At 64.0% G+C, this 16,863-nt stretch carries 15 protein-coding genes; 4 read left to right on the forward strand and 11 right to left on the reverse strand.

Annotated features, from left to right (window positions below):
* Positions 1–331 precede the first annotated feature (331 nt).
* Genes gspD through C4J91_RS17460 form a run of 11 tightly spaced genes read right to left on the reverse strand, consistent with a single transcriptional unit; the run spans position 332 to position 9,879 of the window.
* Positions 332–2,455, reverse strand: coding sequence for a type II secretion system secretin GspD (gene gspD / locus C4J91_RS17410; protein WP_124365175.1), 2,124 nt, complete (start codon positions 2,453–2,455; stop codon positions 332–334).
* Positions 2,456–2,460: 5 nt separating this feature from the next.
* Positions 2,461–2,961 carry a general secretion pathway protein GspN gene (locus C4J91_RS17415; RefSeq protein ID WP_124363476.1) on the reverse strand — a complete coding sequence of 167 codons (501 nt, stop codon included), beginning with the start codon at positions 2,959–2,961 and terminating at the stop codon, positions 2,461–2,463.
* Positions 2,958–3,560 (reverse strand): type II secretion system protein GspM, encoded by a 603-nt coding sequence (gene gspM, locus C4J91_RS17420; RefSeq protein WP_124363477.1) that lies wholly within the window; start codon positions 3,558–3,560, stop codon positions 2,958–2,960. The genes C4J91_RS17415 and gspM overlap by 4 nt, the downstream gene beginning before the upstream one ends.
* Positions 3,535–4,527, reverse strand: a complete 993-nt coding sequence (locus C4J91_RS17425; protein WP_124363478.1) for a type II secretion system protein GspL — start codon at positions 4,525–4,527, stop codon at positions 3,535–3,537. The genes gspM and C4J91_RS17425 overlap by 26 nt, the downstream gene beginning before the upstream one ends.
* A complete protein-coding gene (locus tag C4J91_RS17430) occupies positions 4,524–5,225 on the reverse strand; it encodes a general secretion pathway protein GspK (protein ID WP_124363479.1) in 702 nt (233 codons plus the stop codon). The genes C4J91_RS17425 and C4J91_RS17430 overlap by 4 nt, the downstream gene beginning before the upstream one ends.
* Entirely contained in the window at positions 5,222–5,830 is a 609-nt protein-coding gene (locus C4J91_RS17435) for a prepilin-type N-terminal cleavage/methylation domain-containing protein (RefSeq protein WP_124363480.1), read from the reverse strand. Before C4J91_RS17435 ends, C4J91_RS17430 begins: the two co-directional genes overlap by 4 nt.
* Complete coding sequence (locus tag C4J91_RS17440; RefSeq protein WP_124363481.1) at positions 5,827–6,159, reverse strand: type II secretion system protein; 333 nt, start codon at positions 6,157–6,159, stop codon at positions 5,827–5,829. Before C4J91_RS17440 ends, C4J91_RS17435 begins: the two co-directional genes overlap by 4 nt.
* Positions 6,156–6,581 carry a GspH/FimT family pseudopilin gene (locus C4J91_RS17445; protein WP_124363482.1) on the reverse strand — a complete coding sequence of 142 codons (426 nt, stop codon included), beginning with the start codon at positions 6,579–6,581 and terminating at the stop codon, positions 6,156–6,158. The genes C4J91_RS17440 and C4J91_RS17445 overlap by 4 nt, the downstream gene beginning before the upstream one ends.
* 7 nt (positions 6,582–6,588) lie before the next feature.
* Entirely contained in the window at positions 6,589–6,999 is a 411-nt protein-coding gene (gspG, locus tag C4J91_RS17450) for a type II secretion system major pseudopilin GspG (protein WP_124363483.1), read from the reverse strand.
* A gap of 19 nt (positions 7,000–7,018) precedes the next feature.
* On the reverse strand, positions 7,019–8,215 hold the full coding sequence (gene gspF / locus C4J91_RS17455) for a type II secretion system inner membrane protein GspF (RefSeq protein WP_124363484.1): 1,197 nt from the start codon (positions 8,213–8,215) through the stop codon (positions 7,019–7,021).
* Positions 8,212–9,879: a GspE/PulE family protein gene (locus tag C4J91_RS17460; RefSeq protein ID WP_124365176.1), complete on the reverse strand. Its 1,668-nt coding sequence runs from the start codon at positions 9,877–9,879 to the stop codon at positions 8,212–8,214. Before C4J91_RS17460 ends, gspF begins: the two co-directional genes overlap by 4 nt.
* A gap of 663 nt (positions 9,880–10,542) precedes the next feature.
* Here C4J91_RS17460 and C4J91_RS17465 point away from each other — a divergent pair.
* From C4J91_RS17465 to C4J91_RS17480, 4 genes are all read left to right on the forward strand, one after another.
* On the forward strand, positions 10,543–10,878 hold the full coding sequence (locus tag C4J91_RS17465) for a hypothetical protein (protein WP_124363485.1): 336 nt from the start codon (positions 10,543–10,545) through the stop codon (positions 10,876–10,878).
* A 100-nt stretch (positions 10,879–10,978) separates the two neighbouring features.
* Positions 10,979–11,914 carry a hypothetical protein gene (locus C4J91_RS17470; RefSeq protein WP_164484551.1) on the forward strand — a complete coding sequence of 312 codons (936 nt, stop codon included), beginning with the start codon at positions 10,979–10,981 and terminating at the stop codon, positions 11,912–11,914.
* A gap of 2 nt (positions 11,915–11,916) precedes the next feature.
* Positions 11,917–15,492, forward strand: a complete 3,576-nt coding sequence (locus C4J91_RS17475; protein ID WP_124363487.1) for a hypothetical protein — start codon at positions 11,917–11,919, stop codon at positions 15,490–15,492.
* Positions 15,489–16,847, forward strand: coding sequence for a hypothetical protein (locus C4J91_RS17480; RefSeq protein ID WP_124363488.1), 1,359 nt, complete (start codon positions 15,489–15,491; stop codon positions 16,845–16,847). Before C4J91_RS17475 ends, C4J91_RS17480 begins: the two co-directional genes overlap by 4 nt.
* Positions 16,848–16,863 lie beyond the last annotated feature (16 nt).

Raw genomic sequence — 16,863 nt, forward strand, 5'->3', positions numbered from 1 at the left:
TCACGCTGGGTACCATCCGGGGTCTGGGGTAGGCTGTTGAGACCAAACATAACGGAATGGATTTTAAAAATATAATGCTATTTGGGTATAAGCTAATATTTGTTAATTTCATTATTTATAAATATCTTTATTCATATAAATAATGTCTCAGCCACATTGGTACGGCGTTCGAAAATCGTTCCCACGCTCCCGCGTGGGAATGCAGCCCGTGACGCTCTGCGTCACCTATACGCAGCAGCATCGGCCGGAAGCTGGACGCGGAGCGTCCCAGGAGGCGTTACCACGCAGAGCGTGGGAACGATCAAAATTCCACATGTGGGAGGGCTCGCTCCTACAGGGGCCGCAACAGCTGCATCTGCTGGCGGTAATCATCCGTCACCTGCCGTGCCTGGCTGCTGCTGGTAATCACCCGTGGGGTAATCAGCACGATCAACTCCGTGCGGTCCTTGGATTTGCTGGTGTTGCCAAACAACCAGCGCAGGCCGGGGATCTTGCCCAGGTACGGCACGGCGCTGACGCTCTCGGCGTTGTCCTGCTTGATCAACCCACCCAATAACACCGTCTGCCCGCTTTGCACGGCGACCTGAGTCGACACCGAGCGCGTGGAAATCCGTGGATTGACCGGCGTTTCACTGCTGCTACCCGGGCTCTGTGCATCGCTGACCTGCTGCTGGATATCCATGTACACCAGCCCGCCCGGATTGATGCGCGGCACCACGTCGAGGATCACGCCGGTCTGCACGTATTCGACGCTGCTCAAGGTGGTATCGGCGTCACCTGTGTTGACGGTGGTCTGGCTGATGGGAATGTTGTCCCCCACCTGAATCTGCGCCGGCTGGTTGTTCATCACCACCAGCGACGGCGCCGACAGCACTTGGGTGCGGCCGTTGGTTTCCAAGGCGTGCAGGGCCACTTGCAGGTTGGAGCTGACGAAGGAATAGAACAACGAATCCGCCGCCCCCAGCCCTGCCCCGCCACCGCCCAATGCGCCTTGGCTGCCGGAGGCGTTGGCCACCGTGGTGCTGGTGGAGTTGCCGGCCAGGCGGCCGAGGTACCACTGCACGCCAAGGTCGAGTTCGCCGGTCAGTTTGACTTCGAGAATGCGTGTCTCGATCTGCACTTGGAGCGGTGGGTTGTCGAGGCGCTTGATCGCCGCTTCGATTTCTTTCCATTGCGCCGGACGCGTGCGCACCAGCAGTTGGTTGCTGCTTTTTTGCGCGGTGATGCGGGTGCCGGTTTCGAGGTCGCTGATGGGCGGCGCCGGAGTCTCCTCGCTGCTCTCCTGCGTGGGTTCCTCTGCGGCGGGCGCGGGGGTGTTGGCCTGCAGCCCTGCGCTGGTGGACGAGGACAGCGTAGTGGTGCGCAACCCCGGCGCGACCTTGGCCGGGGTGTCGTCCTTGATCGCGCCATTGCCATAGATCTGCCGCAGGTACTTGGCCAGGTCCGCGGCCTTCATGTTGCGCACGTCGTACACGTACATCTGCGGCTCATTGCCGCCACCCTCGTCGATGGTGCGAATCCAGTCACCCACTTCGCTGAGGTACTGGGGCTGGGAAGAAATCGCCACCACCGAGTTGGTGCGCTCCACCGGCAAGAACCGCAGCATGCCCGCCAGGGGCGTGCCGCTGTCGGCGCCGAACATGGCTTGCAGCTCGGGCATCAGCTCGGCCACCGAGGCGCGTTGCAGGCCGAACACGCCCACCGACATGCCCTTGAGCCAATCCACATCGAAGGTGTCGATGGTGTCCTGGTAGTTGGCCAGTTCTTCCGGGGTGCCGGCCAGGCTCAGCACATTGCGCGCCGGGTCCACCAGCAGGAAGGCGTTCTCCCGGGCGAAGGGCTTGAGCAGTTTCTGCATCTCGGTGGCGGAGATATAGCGCAGCGAGAACAGGCGTGCCGAGAGGCCGCTGGCGGGCTGCGCCACGCGCATCTGCGGCACCAGCTTGCCGGCCACCGCCTGATTGGCCGGTAGGATTACATAGCGGTTGCCCTGGCGGATCATGGCGTTATCGGTCCAGGACAACAGGGTTTCGAGGATCGACAGCGCCTGCTGCTTATCCACCGGCCTGGAGGTGGAGAAGCTGACGTTGCCCTTTACGCCCTGGGCGATGCTGTAGTTTTCGTGCAGCAGGTCGCCCATTACGCTGTTGATCACCGCTTCGATGGGCTGGTCCTGAAAGTTGAACACGATGTCGCCGCCCGCCTCCTTCAACGCAGGCGTTGATGCAGGCGCGCGCAGGAACTGCTGGTTGCCGCGAATCAACTGGCGCGGCGCGGGTGACTTCGCCTCGGGCTGGGAGCTTTGCAGCACGGGCGCCTCGCTGGGCGGGCGTTGCGAACCGGTGCCCTGCAGGGCTTCGTGGAGCAGTTCTTTATCCGGGTCGAGGCGGTCGGGCAACGCACCGCAGCCGCCGAGGGCGACGGTGGTGGCCAGGCAAAACAACGGGGTGCGCATATCAATCAAGGGAGTGGCTCGCGAGAAGGAGAAATCGAGGGCAGCCGCTTGCCGTACAGGCTCAGGGTCTGGGTGCGTCCGTCCAGGGCGAAGCGCGCCGATTGCGGGGTGAGGTGTTCCAGGCGCCAGCCGTTGGGCAGGCTCTGGCCCAGGCGCACCGTCAGGGGTGGGCCGTCGGATTGTTTAAGCATGGCCATTTGCAGATTGCCGGTGATCATGATGCCGCTGAGGCTCAGGTTCGACAGGCTGGTGACCCGCGCCTTGCCCGCCACACGGTCAGGGCTGCGATCCGGGCTGAACAGCGGCGCTTGCCAGGTACCGGCGAGGTCAGCCAGGGCCACCGTCGGCGGCGCCTGCAGATTGACGGCGGGCTGCGCCGGTGCAGGTTCCTCGGGCAACCACTGTGGTTCATCGCCGATGCTGCTGAGGATCACCGCCATCAACAGTCCCAGTAACCCGGCCAGGCCGAGCAAGCCCCATTCCAGGGGGCGCAGTGTGCCGTTCATGGCGCCACCCGCGCCGGTTGCAGGTAGCCGCGCACCAGCAGGTTGACCACCAACTTGCCCGCGCCGCCACGGGCGGGCGCTTCGCGACTGCGACGGATGCGCAGCTCATCGACGAACAGATACGGCGGCTGATACTCCAGCGCATGCAGGATCGCGGTCAACGGTTCGATGGCGCACTCAAGGGTCAGGCTGACCTTGACCTGGCGATACGGCTCGCCGGCGTCCTGCCCGGCAGTGATGGGTTTGCGCTGGGTCAGGCTGCAACCGCCGCCACGACTGGCCTGGCTGGCGATGAGGTCGGCGAGGCGCTGCATCAGGTCGGCGGCGACCACGTCGGGGTCATCCCCCGGCAACAGGCTGGCGCTGCTGGCCGGGTCCTGCCGTGCCTGCTCAAGCTGCTGGCGCAGCGCATCGCCCTGGCGCAACAGGCTGGCATAGCGTTGCTGTTGTTCGCGCAACTGTTCGGCGTGGGCGCCCATACTGCGCAGCGGCCCGGCGAACCAGCTGTCGATCAGCAGCCAATAGGCCGCGCCCAGCACGACGGCCAGCACCAGCAAGGCGGCCCCGCGGCGTTCACGGGGTGTGAGGGGTCGGCGCATCGGCAGCCTCCTGGCGCAAGTGGGCACGCAGGGCAAACTGATCCTTGCCGGTGCGCGCATCGGGTTGAATCACCCCTTCGAACTGGGCGTTTTCCAAACGGTGGCAGCCTTTGATTCGGGTGATCAGGCCGCTGGCCTTGGCGCTTTGACCGGCGATGGAAATCTCACCGTCCTTGACGTCCAATTGCTCGAGCCAGGTGTCGGTCGGCAGGCAGCGGGTCAAGTCATTCAGCAGCCCGGCCAAGGGCGGCTGCGCCAGTTTGCGGCGCGTGAGGTACTGCGCCGCGCCCTGAGTGTTGAGCAGTTGCTGGCGCAGGGCATGCACCTGGGCCACCTGGGCTTTTTGTTGCTGGACGCTGTGCTGCATGGCATCGAGGACACGCTGGCGGTCGTTGAGCCACAGCAGCATCGCCGCGATCAGCAAGGCGCCGCACAGCCACGGCAGGCTGCGTTGCAAGCCTAAGCCCTGTGCGCGTTGACGCGGGCGCAGGCTGGCGGGCAACAGGTCGATGCCCATGCCTGCCACATCCACCCGATGAGGCCGCAGGCCCAGGGTGGCGCAGTCGGCGAGAATCTGGTCCAGGCGTTCGCGCAGGATCGCTACCAGCGTCACCTCAAGGTGCGTAGCGGTGCGCTGTTCCTGGCGCACGACGAAGTACAACTGCTCGGCATCAAACGGGGTATAGCGGTCCAGTTCATAACCCACCACATTGGCCAGGTTGCGCGCGGCGGCCAGGGGCAGGTGCACGGTTTGCCGCAGCACGTCGTCAGGGCCGAGCATCAGCACTTGGCGCGCTTGGCCCAGTTCGAGCGGCGCGCTCAGCGGCCAGTGATGGATGCGCTCCGGCGGCTCTTTGAGTGCCAGCCAGCCCGGCACACAGCCGCGCAGCTCCGTGAGCCACAGGCGCCAGGCCTGTTGGGCCAGGCTGCCGCGCCAATGGCGGGCGATAGGTTCGAGTCGATTCATTCTTGCCACCGCAGCACCCGATAGGGCTGTGCGCTGTCCTCCGCTGGGCTCAGTGAAACGGTAATGCGCACGCGCGCCTGGTAACCGCCGGGGCGCTCGGCGCGGCTGTCGATTTCCACCACTTGGCCGGGGTCGGCGCCCTCGGCGTTGCGGCTTGGCAGGTTGAGCGCCTTGCGCATCAAGGGGCTGGCGAACGCCGGATCGGGTCGATCCAGGTCGCTCCACAAGGTGATTTCGGGCAGCAATTGGCTGTAGAGCGCCTGGGTCATGCCCGGCAGCTGGCGCACTTCTTCGAGCACCCGAAACGGCGCCAGGCCTTGTGTACGCCGGGCCTCGAGCGCCTTGACCCATTGCTGCGCCTGGGCCGGGGTGGCGCCGCAGGCCAGGGCCAGGCGCGTGAGGTCATCGGCCGAGGCGTTGATCAGGTACAACTTGCCGCGCTCGCTGCGCAGGCTGACCTGCAGCCGCGCATCGTCAAAACCCAGCGCCATAGCGCGCCCATCGGCCACCCAATGCTGCTGCGCCATCACCATGGCGATGCCGGCCTGGGCCGCCAATTGCGTCTGGGTATGCTGTTTGAGCCACAGGGCCTGGCGACTTTGCAACTGCACCCAACCGGCCAGGCCGCCGAGCAACACGCTGAGCAATGCCAGCACCCACAGCACAAGCAGCAACGCCGCACCGCGCTGGCGCTTCATTCTTCCAGGCTCCCACTGGACAGGTTCAGGCGCAGCGCAATCACTTGGGTGACCCACGGCACCGGCCCGTTGACGTTGGCCACGATGCGCACCGCATAAGGCAAGCGCCTCGGCCAGGGCCAGTCAGCGACCCAACCGGTCGGCTGGCCCAGGGGCGACAGGCCGCGGTAGCTGAACTGCATCTGCTCGACGTGGTTGAGCAGCACCTGCGGTTCAACGCGGGCCGGGTTGATGTGGGATTCCAACTGCGCAAACTGCACCTGCAGCGCCTGATCGACCCGCTGCAGGGTAAAGCGCTGGATACCTCCGCCGAGCACACCGGGCAAGGTCGACACAAACTGCAGGCGCTCGGCCGTGCCGCTGAAAAAGCCCTCGGCCTGGCTGTCGTCTTCCGTCACATCCAGAGGCAGCGCCTCGCTGATGGCGGTGCGCAGGAACTGCTGGGCGGCACGCATTTCGTCCAGGCTGACGGTGTAGCGCTGGGCCTTGGTCACCGCACGATTGGCGCCCAGCAAGGCGCCGCCGACCAGCACCAGCAGCACCGCGAGCAAGCTGAGTACCACGAGGATTTCCAGCAAAGTGAAGCCCTGCTCGCGACGCTTCACAGGCGCGCCTTCAAGGTACTGAAATGCGCCTGGTGCGGGCCTTCGCTGACGGTCAGGTCGAGGCGATACAGCTGCGGCTGTTGGCGGCTGAGGGTCAGTTGCCAGTGGATGCCATCCAGTTCGCCCTGGCGCACACCGCTGTCGAGGCGGCCGGCGGTTTCCTGATCAAGCACCGTGAGCGCCGCATGGGCCAGCCGATCACTGCGCGCCACCTGCGCCAGGGAACGCGCGCTCTGGCCGAAGGCGACCAGCAATACACTGCTGCACACCGCCAGCAGGGTCAGGGCGGCGAGCATTTCGAGCAGGGTGAAACCGGCCTGGCGCTTCATGGCAACGCCTTGGACTGCACGCTGCCGGTCAGCCAGCCGATATCGATGCGCCAGCGCCGGGTGCCGCTGGTCAACAACAGGTTGCCGCCGGTGGAACTGCCGTCAGGGTAGAACTCAACCGCCGAGCCGGCTTGCTCGGCGGTGTGCATGCTCAGTTGCAGCGCTTGCGGCCAGTGCAGCGGTGGCCGGCCAGGCGCGCTGAACGCACGGTTGGGCAGATCGAATTCGGTACGCGCCGCCTGGCCGCTGATAATCGCCCCGGCGCGTGTAGCGCGCAGCGCCTCGACCATCTGCCCGACCACCCGACGCTCCTTGGCCGCTTGCAGGCCCTGGCGCAACCCGACGCTGAGCAAGCCGGCAGCAAGGCTGATCAGCAGGATCACCACCAGCATTTCCAGCAGGGTAAATCCACGCTGGGCCATGGGCCGGTTATTCCCAATTGCCCAGGTCGGCACTGTAGCCCTCGCCGCCGGGTTGGCCGTCCTGGCCGTAGAAGATCAAGTCAAAGGCGCCATGCTCACCGGGAAAGCGGTAGCCGAACGCGTGGCCGAACGGGTCTTTCAATTCCGACGGCTTGGCGTAGGGCCCGGCCCAACCGGAGGCCGTCGCGGGCTTGTCCACCAGTTGTTGCAGGCTGGTGGGCGGCGAGCCAACGTCCAGCGCGTAGCTGTCGATCTTCATGCTCAAGCCGGCGAGTTGGGCCTTGCCCGCGCCGTACTTGCCCTTGTCCACATTGCCGCCGACCTGGCGTACCACGATGGTCGCGACAATGCCCAGCAGCACGATCACGGCAAGCATTTCCAGCAGGGTAAAACCGCTTTGGCGGCGTCGGGCATTCATCGTTATAGCTCCTTGAAGTTCATATATGGCTGGTGAGGCTCATCAGCGGCAGCATGATCGCGAGCATGATCACCGCCACCAGCACCGCCATGACCACGGTCAGGGTGGGCACCAGTGCGGCGAGCAATCGGTCGATGCCGCGCTTGGCCTCGACGTCGAAAATATCGGCGACCTTGAGCAGCATGCTGTCCAGTTCACCGGCCTGTTCACCGACCTCGATCATTTGCAGCGCCAGTTCGGGCAGCAAGGGTTGGCCGCCAAACGCCTGGCCGAGGCTGCCACCGGCTTTCACCGATTCGGCGGCCATCGCCACCTGCGCCTGCAGCGCTCGGTTGCTGCAGACCTGCCGGGCAATCACCAGCGCCGGCAGCAGCGCCACGCCATTGCTGAGCAAGGTGCCCAGGGTGCGCGTCAGCCGTGCCGCTTCGACCCGTTGCAGCAGCGGGCCGAGCACGCGCAGGCCGAGCACGCGGCGATCACAGCGCTCGCGGCGGCGCGGGTCGCGCAGGCCGATGACCACCGCCCACAGCAGGGCGATCAACCCGGCCAGCACCAGCAGCCCATAGGCGCCGAGAAACTCGCCGAGCCCCAGGATCACTTCGGTGATCAGTGGGATCGGCACGCCCAGGTCCTGGAAAATCGGCACGAATTGCGGCACCACATACGCCAGCAACAGCGCCAGCGAACCCAACACGCCCACCACCAGGAACGCCGGGTAGATCAGCGCGTTGATCACCTCGCCACGCAGGCGCTGGCTGCGCTCCAGGTAGTCGCTGAGCTGGCGCAGGGTGCGTTCCAGCGCGCCGCCCGCCTCACCGGCGCGCACCATGCTCAGGTACAGCGGCGAGAAGCTGCCGCCCTCCTGTTCCAGCGCGGCCGATAACGGTTGGCCGGCCTTGACCTCGTCGCGGATGCGTTCGATCAAACCGCGCACCTGGGGCGAGCCGGGCTGTTTGAGCAACAGGCCGAGGCAGCGTTCCAGGGGCTGGCCGGCGCCGAGCAGGGTCGCCAGTTGTTGCGTGAAGCTGACCAGACCCGCGCCTTTCAATGCTCCGCGCGCGGGGTTCAACAGGGGCCGACCCGCTGTTTCGATCTGCAACAGCAGCAGGCCGCGCTTGTGCAACGCGGCGACGGCAGCGGCTTGGTCCCTGGCTTGCAGGGTGCCGTTGTGGGCGACACCCTGGCTGTCGAGCGCACGAAACTTGAACAGCGTCACGCCGGTTCCCCACGGGTGACGCGCAGCACTTCTTCCAGGCTCGTGACGCCGTCCAGCGCCTGGCGCAAGCCCTCTTCATACAAGGTGCGCAAGCCGGCGCGGCGAGCGGCTTGCTCGAGGGTGACGGCGTCGGCGTGGCGCATCAACAGGCCGCGCACCTCGTCGTTCATCACCAGCAACTCGGTGAGGGCGCTGCGGCCATGGTATTCGCCGTGGTAGAGCAGGATCGGGCGCTGGTCGGTCAGACGGTCCAGGCCGTGTTCTTCGATCAACGCCGCTGGCGCTTCGAACGCCACGCGGGTGGCCGGGTCCAGGCGGCGCACCAGGCGCTGGGCAAGGATGCCGCTGACGGTCGAGGCAATCAGGTAACTTTCGACGCCCATGTCCAGCAGCCGCGTGATGCTGGCGGCGGCGCTGTTGGTGTGCAGGGTGGACAGCACCAGATGGCCGGTGAGCGCGGACTGGATGGCGATGCGGCAGGTTTCCAGGTCACGGATCTCGCCGATCATGATCACGTCCGGGTCCTGGCGCACGATGGAGCGCAGCACGCCGGCAAAGTCCAGGCCGATGGCCGGTTTTACCTGGATCTGGTTGATGCCTTCGAGCTGGTATTCGACCGGGTCTTCCACGCTGATGATCTTGCGCTCAGGGGTGTTGAGGCGCGACAACGCGGTGTAGAGCGTGGTGGTCTTGCCGGAACCGGTCGGCCCTGTCACCAGCAGAATGCCGTGGGGCCGTTCCAGCAGTTCAAGAAAAGTGGCCAGGCGCTGACCATCGAAGCCCAGGCTGGGAAAATCGAACTGCACGGTCTGTCGGTCGAGCAAGCGCATCACCACCGATTCGCCGAAAGCGGTGGGCACCGTGGACACGCGCAAATCCAATTCCTTGCCCTGGATACGCAGCATGATGCGACCGTCCTGGGGCAGGCGGCGCTCGGCAATGTCCAGGCGCGCCATGATCTTCACCCGGGAAATCACCGCTGCCGAGGAGCTGGCCGGCGGCGCCTCGGCGTCGTGCAGCACGCCGTCGATGCGGTAGCGCACCTTGAGCTGGTGTTCGAAGGGTTCGATATGGATATCCGAGGCGCGCTGCTCCACGGCGCGCTGCAGGATCAGGTTGACCAGGCGGATCACTGGCGCTTCGGAGGCCATGTCCTTGAGGTGCTCGATATCTTCCAGCGCACCGCCCTGCTCGCCCAGGTTCTCCACCAGCGTGCCCATGGCGGATCGGCCCTGGCCGTAGTAGCGCTCGATCAGGCTGTCGACTTCCGTGCGCGGGCCGATGGCCAGCCAGATCGGCACCTGGCAGGCATAGGCCAGGGCCTGGAATGGATACAGCTGGGCCGGGTTGGCCGCGAGTACGCGCAACCCGCCATCGGCCCAGCCGATGGGCACCAGCTGGTAGTGGCGCATGAAGCGCTCGGTCAGCGCGGGGATCGGGTCGAGCAACGGCGGCGCCGCCTCGGCGTGCATCAGCGGCGCATCGAGCAAGGCGGCCCAGGCGCGGGCCAGTTCGATTTCGCTGACCAACCCCAGGCGCGTGAGCAGACCGAGCAGGTCGCTACCCTCGGTGGATAAGCGTCTGGCGCGGTCCAGGTCGACGGTCTTCAGCCCTGCATGCGCCATCAACCATGCGCACACCTGCTCGGTGTGCGGGACAGGCATCTGGCAGGCATTGATGGGGGCTGACGACATAATTAAGTGATATCTGATAGGGCGAGAAGTATGGCTATTTGGAACTACCGAACAATGCCATTAGTTCGCCATAGCCCTGCCGGGAGTTAGCCGGGGGTATCGACTGGAAGTTATAGCGCTAGTTCCTGTGCGAGGGAAATATAAATACAAAACATTGCTGAATGCACTGATTTAGAGCGTTGGCAGCCAATTGCCACTAGTTGCACATAGCCATACGCCTTAATTATTCACGCACTTTCCCTTAAATAACCGGCAAGGAAAAACAGGCAAGCGTTTTTACTCCGGCACTACTCGCGAAGGTGTTTCGCCGGGAAGGGATTTTTACTCTTTCTTCCATAGCCAATACTGCTTTTTCCCATGGGCGTGCCCAGGGAGCTGATCGAACGACTATTTCGGCCTAACGATGCTTATAAAACGCTATTAGAGGCATTTAGCCACACTCTGCCCCATTGCAAAAAGCCATCTGATTACAGTCAGTTGGACGTTAAGCAAGCCACGCGCTCGTCGCAAAACTGGCGAAAAAATGCACCAAATTCTGTTAGCGCCCTTCCTTTACAGCCGAAGAAGCACGCCTAGACTCTCACTCGATTCAGCTCCCTGGATCATGACCAACACTGGAAAAGGATATTCAAAATGAACGCCTTCACTTCGGTAAATACCGTCACCACGCCCCTCACCATCAACTGTAACTCTGTGACCACGTATAACGGCGATCCCAACGAAACCACCAAGGTCACGTTCAACTACCAGAACAACCTGCTGTGGGCGACCCAAGTCACTAACACTGCCTCAACGCAAATTCTCTCCGCCGACGCCCCTGCCGGACCGGTGATCCTGCGCGCGGGCGCCAAGGTGACGCTGCAAAACGTCGGCTCGGGGTTCAGCATTCTGTTCACTGGCGTCATCGTCGACAGCGGTTCCGAGACGCCTTTCACCAGCACCAACATCGGTACATTCAGCCTTTCCTGATCCATACGGGTTCTTTAGCCAGACCCCATCCTTGAAGCCGGCGGACGCGCACGTACGTCGGTTTCATTAACGCAGTACGGGACATGGACGGTACCCTCGCGTGACAAAGCATCGGATGCTTTATACCCGGGTTTGCTGGTTAACACTGGGCGCGATTCTGGCAACCATCCTGTGGGTAATGGCGACCGACAGACATGCGCCGACGGCTTTGCCTGACGGGTTCAGCCATACTTTTTCCAGCGTCGAGTACGCCTCCCTGACCTCGGGCTGCGCCGACCTCGTTCCCGCTCCTTCCGCCTCTTCGGCGACCCCGGCACCGTGCCTGCCAGGGCCGATACTGCTGCCCGGCATGAACGTCAGCCGTCAGGTCGGTCCGGTGCTGTTCGTTCTGATCGTCGACAGTCGCGAGGCCCGGGTGAACGCCGAACTGTCCATGGGCGGCGCTGGCCTGACCGGGTTGAGCATGACGGCCGACACACCCACTGCCACCTTTGACCTGGCCAGCGATGGGCAACGCATACGTGGCAGCCTGGGCGCATTTTTCTGTGCCCCTCCGAACACTTCGCATGTGCTCGCCGACTTCAATATCGAAGGCACGCACGAGGACAACAAGGACAGCGCGCAAGCCTATCGCGGCGACCTTATCCGCTGGCAGAGCCCAACCACCAGCGTGATTGCCCAGTACCGCCAACCCTTGTTGCCGGACCTGCAAGTGACCGTGGAACTGCTTGATCCCTACAAACCCGACAGCAGCAACGCGTTGACGGCCCAAGTGAGTTTCTACTACGCCACGAACCTGATCGACCGCTACACCGTGATGGCCACCGCCAGCCCCGTGACCCTGCGCAAATCCAGCGTCGGGCCGGTACATATCCAGGGTGGAGCCTTGTCGTTTCGTCCCGCTACCCAGGAACAGCGGGGGCAGCTCAGCCTCGATGGCACTTTCCAGTCTGGCCATAACCTGCCCAACCACTACGCCGGCAGCATCGCCGACTGGTCGTGGATTCGTGGGCGTGCCGACAATTGCAGGGGATAGACATGACCAGCCGCGCCGCCACCCCGTCCGACTATCAGCAAATTGCCAACAGCGCGGCCTATGCGCTGCCCGATGACAGTGGTTATGGCTGGCGCGGCTACGTGATGCCCCAAGGCACCCTGCCCGCCAATTTGCCGGCCAGCCTGAGCCCCGCCGATGCGTTCGATAAGCAGGCCGGCCATTACCTGTTCGCCCCCAGCGAGCCGGTCAGCCTAAGCAGCGACCCGTCGGCTTTCGTCACCGCCCTCTATGCCTTTCTGTTTGCCGTCGAGCAGCGCAACTTCGTCGGCAGGGCGCTGCTCTGGTTGCCGGGCGGCAACCTGCCGGCGCCCAAACGCTTCAACGACTATGGGTTGCGCATCAGCCTGGGAACGTCCTGCCAAGTGCAGAACAACCTCAACATAAAGCTCGGCGACCGCCTGACCTTCTTCATCAACTTCGGCACCTTCGTCAAATACGATGCCGACCTCAACGCGTTGCGCCTGAAGTCCAGTACCGGCATCAGCATGGGCTTCAACGACAAACTGCAGGCAGACAGCGGCCTGCAACTGACTCCCCCGCTGCAGCCGTTGGCCTATGTACCGCTGGACGGTAGCCAGGCCGCAAGCCTGGTGTATGCCTTGACCTACAACCCCGTGGCTGCGCTGCGGTATTTCCAGACCGGCTTTGCCTATGTGGTCAACACCGGGACCGGCAACACCCTGCTCAACTACCCGGTGTTCAACCCGATCGGCATGCCGGCCACGTTGAACATGGGCGGTGTCCTCGACCCGCTGGACCGGCTGAACCAGCACATCAGTGCGACGCAACTGGCCGCCGGGTTGATCCGAACCGGCCTAACCTTCGCCGCTGCCGGCAGCACTTCGCTGCCCAGTCAATGGCGCAGCACTGCCGGCAACCCCATCAATCTGGTCCCGCTCAACGGCCTCGATGCCAATGGCTGGCCCCTGCCCCACGCGGCCAGCCTGGTGTTCTGCGATGATGGCGCGAGCTACAGCCTCACCCTGAGCGGTGACTATGGCTTGAGTGTGCCGACCGTTCCCGCCGCCGTCGGGCAATCGCTGTTGTGCGGCATCTTCGGTACCGAATGGCTGAGCTTTTCCAATTACAATCCCGCGGCCAGCCCCACCGAAAATGACCGCATACGCCTGCTCGCCGCTCAATCGGCGTATGCACCCATCTTTCCATTCCCGACCAGCAGCCTGGTGTCCCCCACCAGCGGCGCGGTCACCGCCCTGCTGACCGGCGATTACCGGACCTCCTGGAGCAGCCTGATTGCCGGCGCCTCTATCCCGGCCTACAGCGCACAGCCCGACGGCAGCCCGCTTTATGGCCAGGCCGCGGCCGCTGGCGACACCGTGATGCTGGCCCCCGCCGCGCCACGCACACCGCTCCCGCAAACCCCAGGCTTCGCCTTCCCCCTGGTGCCGTATGCCGGCATGCCCAATACAACGGGCGTCAACCTGACCCAGTTCGAGAGCGAGATTCTTGCGGCCTCGCGCAAGAGCCTGATCAGCGCCGCCACCCTGCCGGGCAGGCGGGCCGCACGGCTCAAACGCCTGCAACGGGGCCCGGCTGACGCGGCCGAAAAACCCGATCGAGCGACAACACCGCAAGGCTTGCTGGTGGACCTGGACCCGGACGGTATCGGCTACCGCAAAGTGCTGCTGGCACGCTCGAAATCTGCCGAGAGCATGCTGGATTTTGCCTTCGAACAGCCCACCGAGGCACTGCACGAAGCGCTGCAAACCAATCAGTTATTTCTCGTCGGCGTCAACCCGCAACCTTTTTTCACCCAGGGCGCAACGTTCAGCAACCACCTGGAGATCGCCGACTGGCACTTCATCGCCAATATCGGTGCCGGCGTGCAAACCACCAGCTACCGCAACGTGCTGATCATGAAATATTGCAGTGGCAGCCTGAAAGAGCGCATCGACAATCCCAACCGCTGGACCCTGCCCGAGACGTTCTCGAAAACCGCAGACCTGGTGCCGGGGCTTGAGACCCTGGCCTACACCGGTTTGTCCCAGTGGCTGCAGGATTTCATCAGCGCCGCCGAACTCAAGGCCGCCGCCACACCGGACAGCCTCTATGCGGACTTCGTCGCTCAGGTCAACGACCCCGAATGGAAAGGCTTTATGGTGCTCAATGCCGACCTGCCCTTGGACAGCCTCCCCGAGCAATTGGCCGGGATCGCCGCCGGCATCGATTACAGCCGCTTTCTCGCCCACCACTTCGGTGCCAGCGTCAGTCGCATCAGCCATCAGGACGACACCTTGGATATCCAGGGCATTTCCAACCTCTTCGGACTGATCGACTATCAGAACCCGGCTTATGAACAGGCCCGGGCCAACGGCGCGGACGCCGACATGCCCATCGCCCTGGCCACGACCGAAGGTTATGCCTTCAGCGTCCTCCAGCTCCAGGCACTGTTTCGTCAGTCCAGGCTGGTGACCTTCAACAGTCGTATCCAACTGAGCCTGGACCGCCTGTTCGGTTCAGCGATCCAGGCCACACGACGCGCCGAAGATCCGAGTGCCGTAAATGCCATGGTCCTCGACGGCAGCGCCCTGCAACAAAACGACACCACCACCTATGTCTTCGAACAAAGCCAGAGCTACCTGTTCAACCTGGACAGCAACGTGCTGCCGGCCGCATCCGTCAATCGCATCCAGTTCAACACCCTGGGCAGCCCGGACAGCGGCGTCACCACCGCCAGTCGTTTCCTGTTGTGGGGCAAGCTGGACTTCGCCCTGCTCGAGACCTCCGCCGGGCCATTCGACCTGTTGTCCTTTGGCAGCGAAGACGGCAGTGCGCGCAACGAGGGCCTGGCTTATACCAACCTGCAGATCGGCATGAGTTTTCCCAGCGCCACACCCAACGCCGTGAGCTTCAGCTTCAATCCCGGCAACCTGGGATTCGATCCGGTCACCAGCCAGGTTCGCGGCAAAAGCCTCTACAAGGGTTTGACCCTGCAGCTCAAGCAATTCATCCAGGCGCCGGAACAGAAGAAACCCGCGGATTACGGTTTTCTCCCGGTCCTGCCGGAGAACCTGTCGCTCAAGCCTATGTCCGGAGCCTGGTCGGGCATTGTCTACAAAGTCACCATGGGATCGCCCGGCGCCTTGGTCTCGGGCGCTGGTTTCGAGTCCGACCTGTTGGTTGCCTGGTCGCCCGACAGCCAGAGCACCGACGCCAACCCCATGCTCTTCGTTGGCTTGAGCCTGCCGGGCGCCGCGCCATCCGCCAGCGTGTTTTCCCTGCAGGGAATCATCAAGGTGTCCACCGGACCGATCAAACTGCTCTACCAGACCATTCCGGGGCAGCCCGATCCGCAGGCGAAATTCTTCAATCTGCAACTGACCGATATCGGAATCAAGATCCTCGGCATCGCCAAGTTGCCCCCGGGGGCGACCCTGCAGTTTTTCCTGTTCGGCGACCCTCAGTCCTCCGGCAGCCTGGGCTGGTATGCCGCCTACGTCAAAGATCCGGACAGCGACACCGAACGTCTGCAGGCCCTGGCGCCGGATACGTCCACGCATCCGGCACTGACCGGGCCATCGGAGATCGCCTCATGACGCGCGTCCTGTACTGGAACATCGAGAGCTTCGGCTATAACAAGATCCGCCCTTTGAGCACCAAGCGGAACCGCGCCGGGGCGTTTATTCCCGACCTGAACGCTGCCGACCGACTGGCGCTGATCCTGGCCCATATCACCGCGTTCAACCCGGACATCTTTGTGGTGGTAGAGACCGCCAGTGGCCCGAGCCACGGCCCAGGCTCACTGATTTCGCCAACCGGCGGCTGGCAAGGTTGCGTGGAGCTGTTGTTGCGCATCCGCAACCTGACCGGCCTTGACTGGAACCTGGTGCCGCCTCTGGTGGTCGGCCAGGCCGGGCGAGCCGAGGGCGTCGCGGTGTTCTACAAACCGGTGATCCCGGCGGGCCCCGGCGTGGCGGCCGGCAGACGCTTGTTCACCGGCCCCAACGCCTGGTCACCGGCGGGCAATGGCATCAGCTTCAACCCCACCGTTTTGCCCGCGCCCGCCGCCGGCAACTACCCGCCGCTGCAGACCAACGCTTGTTTTACCGTCGCCGGTCGCGCTATTCCCCCTGCCGCCCTGAACCCCGGCAACCTGTCCGAAAGCCGGTGCGCGGCGCGGGTCGATTTCGTCGATAACCTCGGCGCGCCCCTCAACTATGGCGGCCTGCGCGAACCCTATATGGTGACGTTCTGTGAAACCGTCGACGGCCCGCCCGTGGTGGTGCAGCGCAACCTCACGCTGTTTGCCATCCATTCGCCCCCGCAGTACGTGGCGGCCAATGCCTACCTCAACGGCCTGGCCAACGTGCGTGACATCAGCGCCGCCCTGGGCGCGTTGGAAACCCGGGTCATCACCGGTGATTTCAATGTCAACCTGCTGAGCCAGACCGGCAATGATCCACTGCGCTACGCCCCGATCACGGGCCTGGGTTACGCCCTGCAACTGCAGCCACCGGCCGCGGCCCCGCCTCCAGCCCTGGATGCCTACATGGGCTATTTCGCCACCCACCTCAAGAGCAAGAAATCGACGATCTTCTGGTCGACCAACGTGGGCGCCGTGCCTTATCCGGGTTACCGCTACATAGGCTCGTCGAGCAGCAGCAACCTTTATTCGATCGACAACATCCTGGTACGTGGCGGCGCGGCCGGGAACTTCACCATCGCCAACACCGTGGTCGGCACGCCGCTGAATGTGGTCAACCCCGCGCCTGGCGGTGCGCCCGTGGGCATGGTGGCCATCGCCAGCGATTTCCAGGCGCCTCCGCTCGGCTGGCCGCCATCACCGGCGCCGGCATTCGCCGCTGGCGACCGGCAACGTTTTCGTGGCTGGCGAAACATGGGGCACATCCGCTCCACCAGCGATCACCTGGCCCTGTTCGTGACGGTCTGATTCAAGGAGAAGACAG

Source organism: Pseudomonas sp. R3-52-08 (assembly GCF_003851745.1).
In the GTDB taxonomy this organism is placed as follows: Bacteria; Pseudomonadota; Gammaproteobacteria; order Pseudomonadales; family Pseudomonadaceae; genus Aquipseudomonas.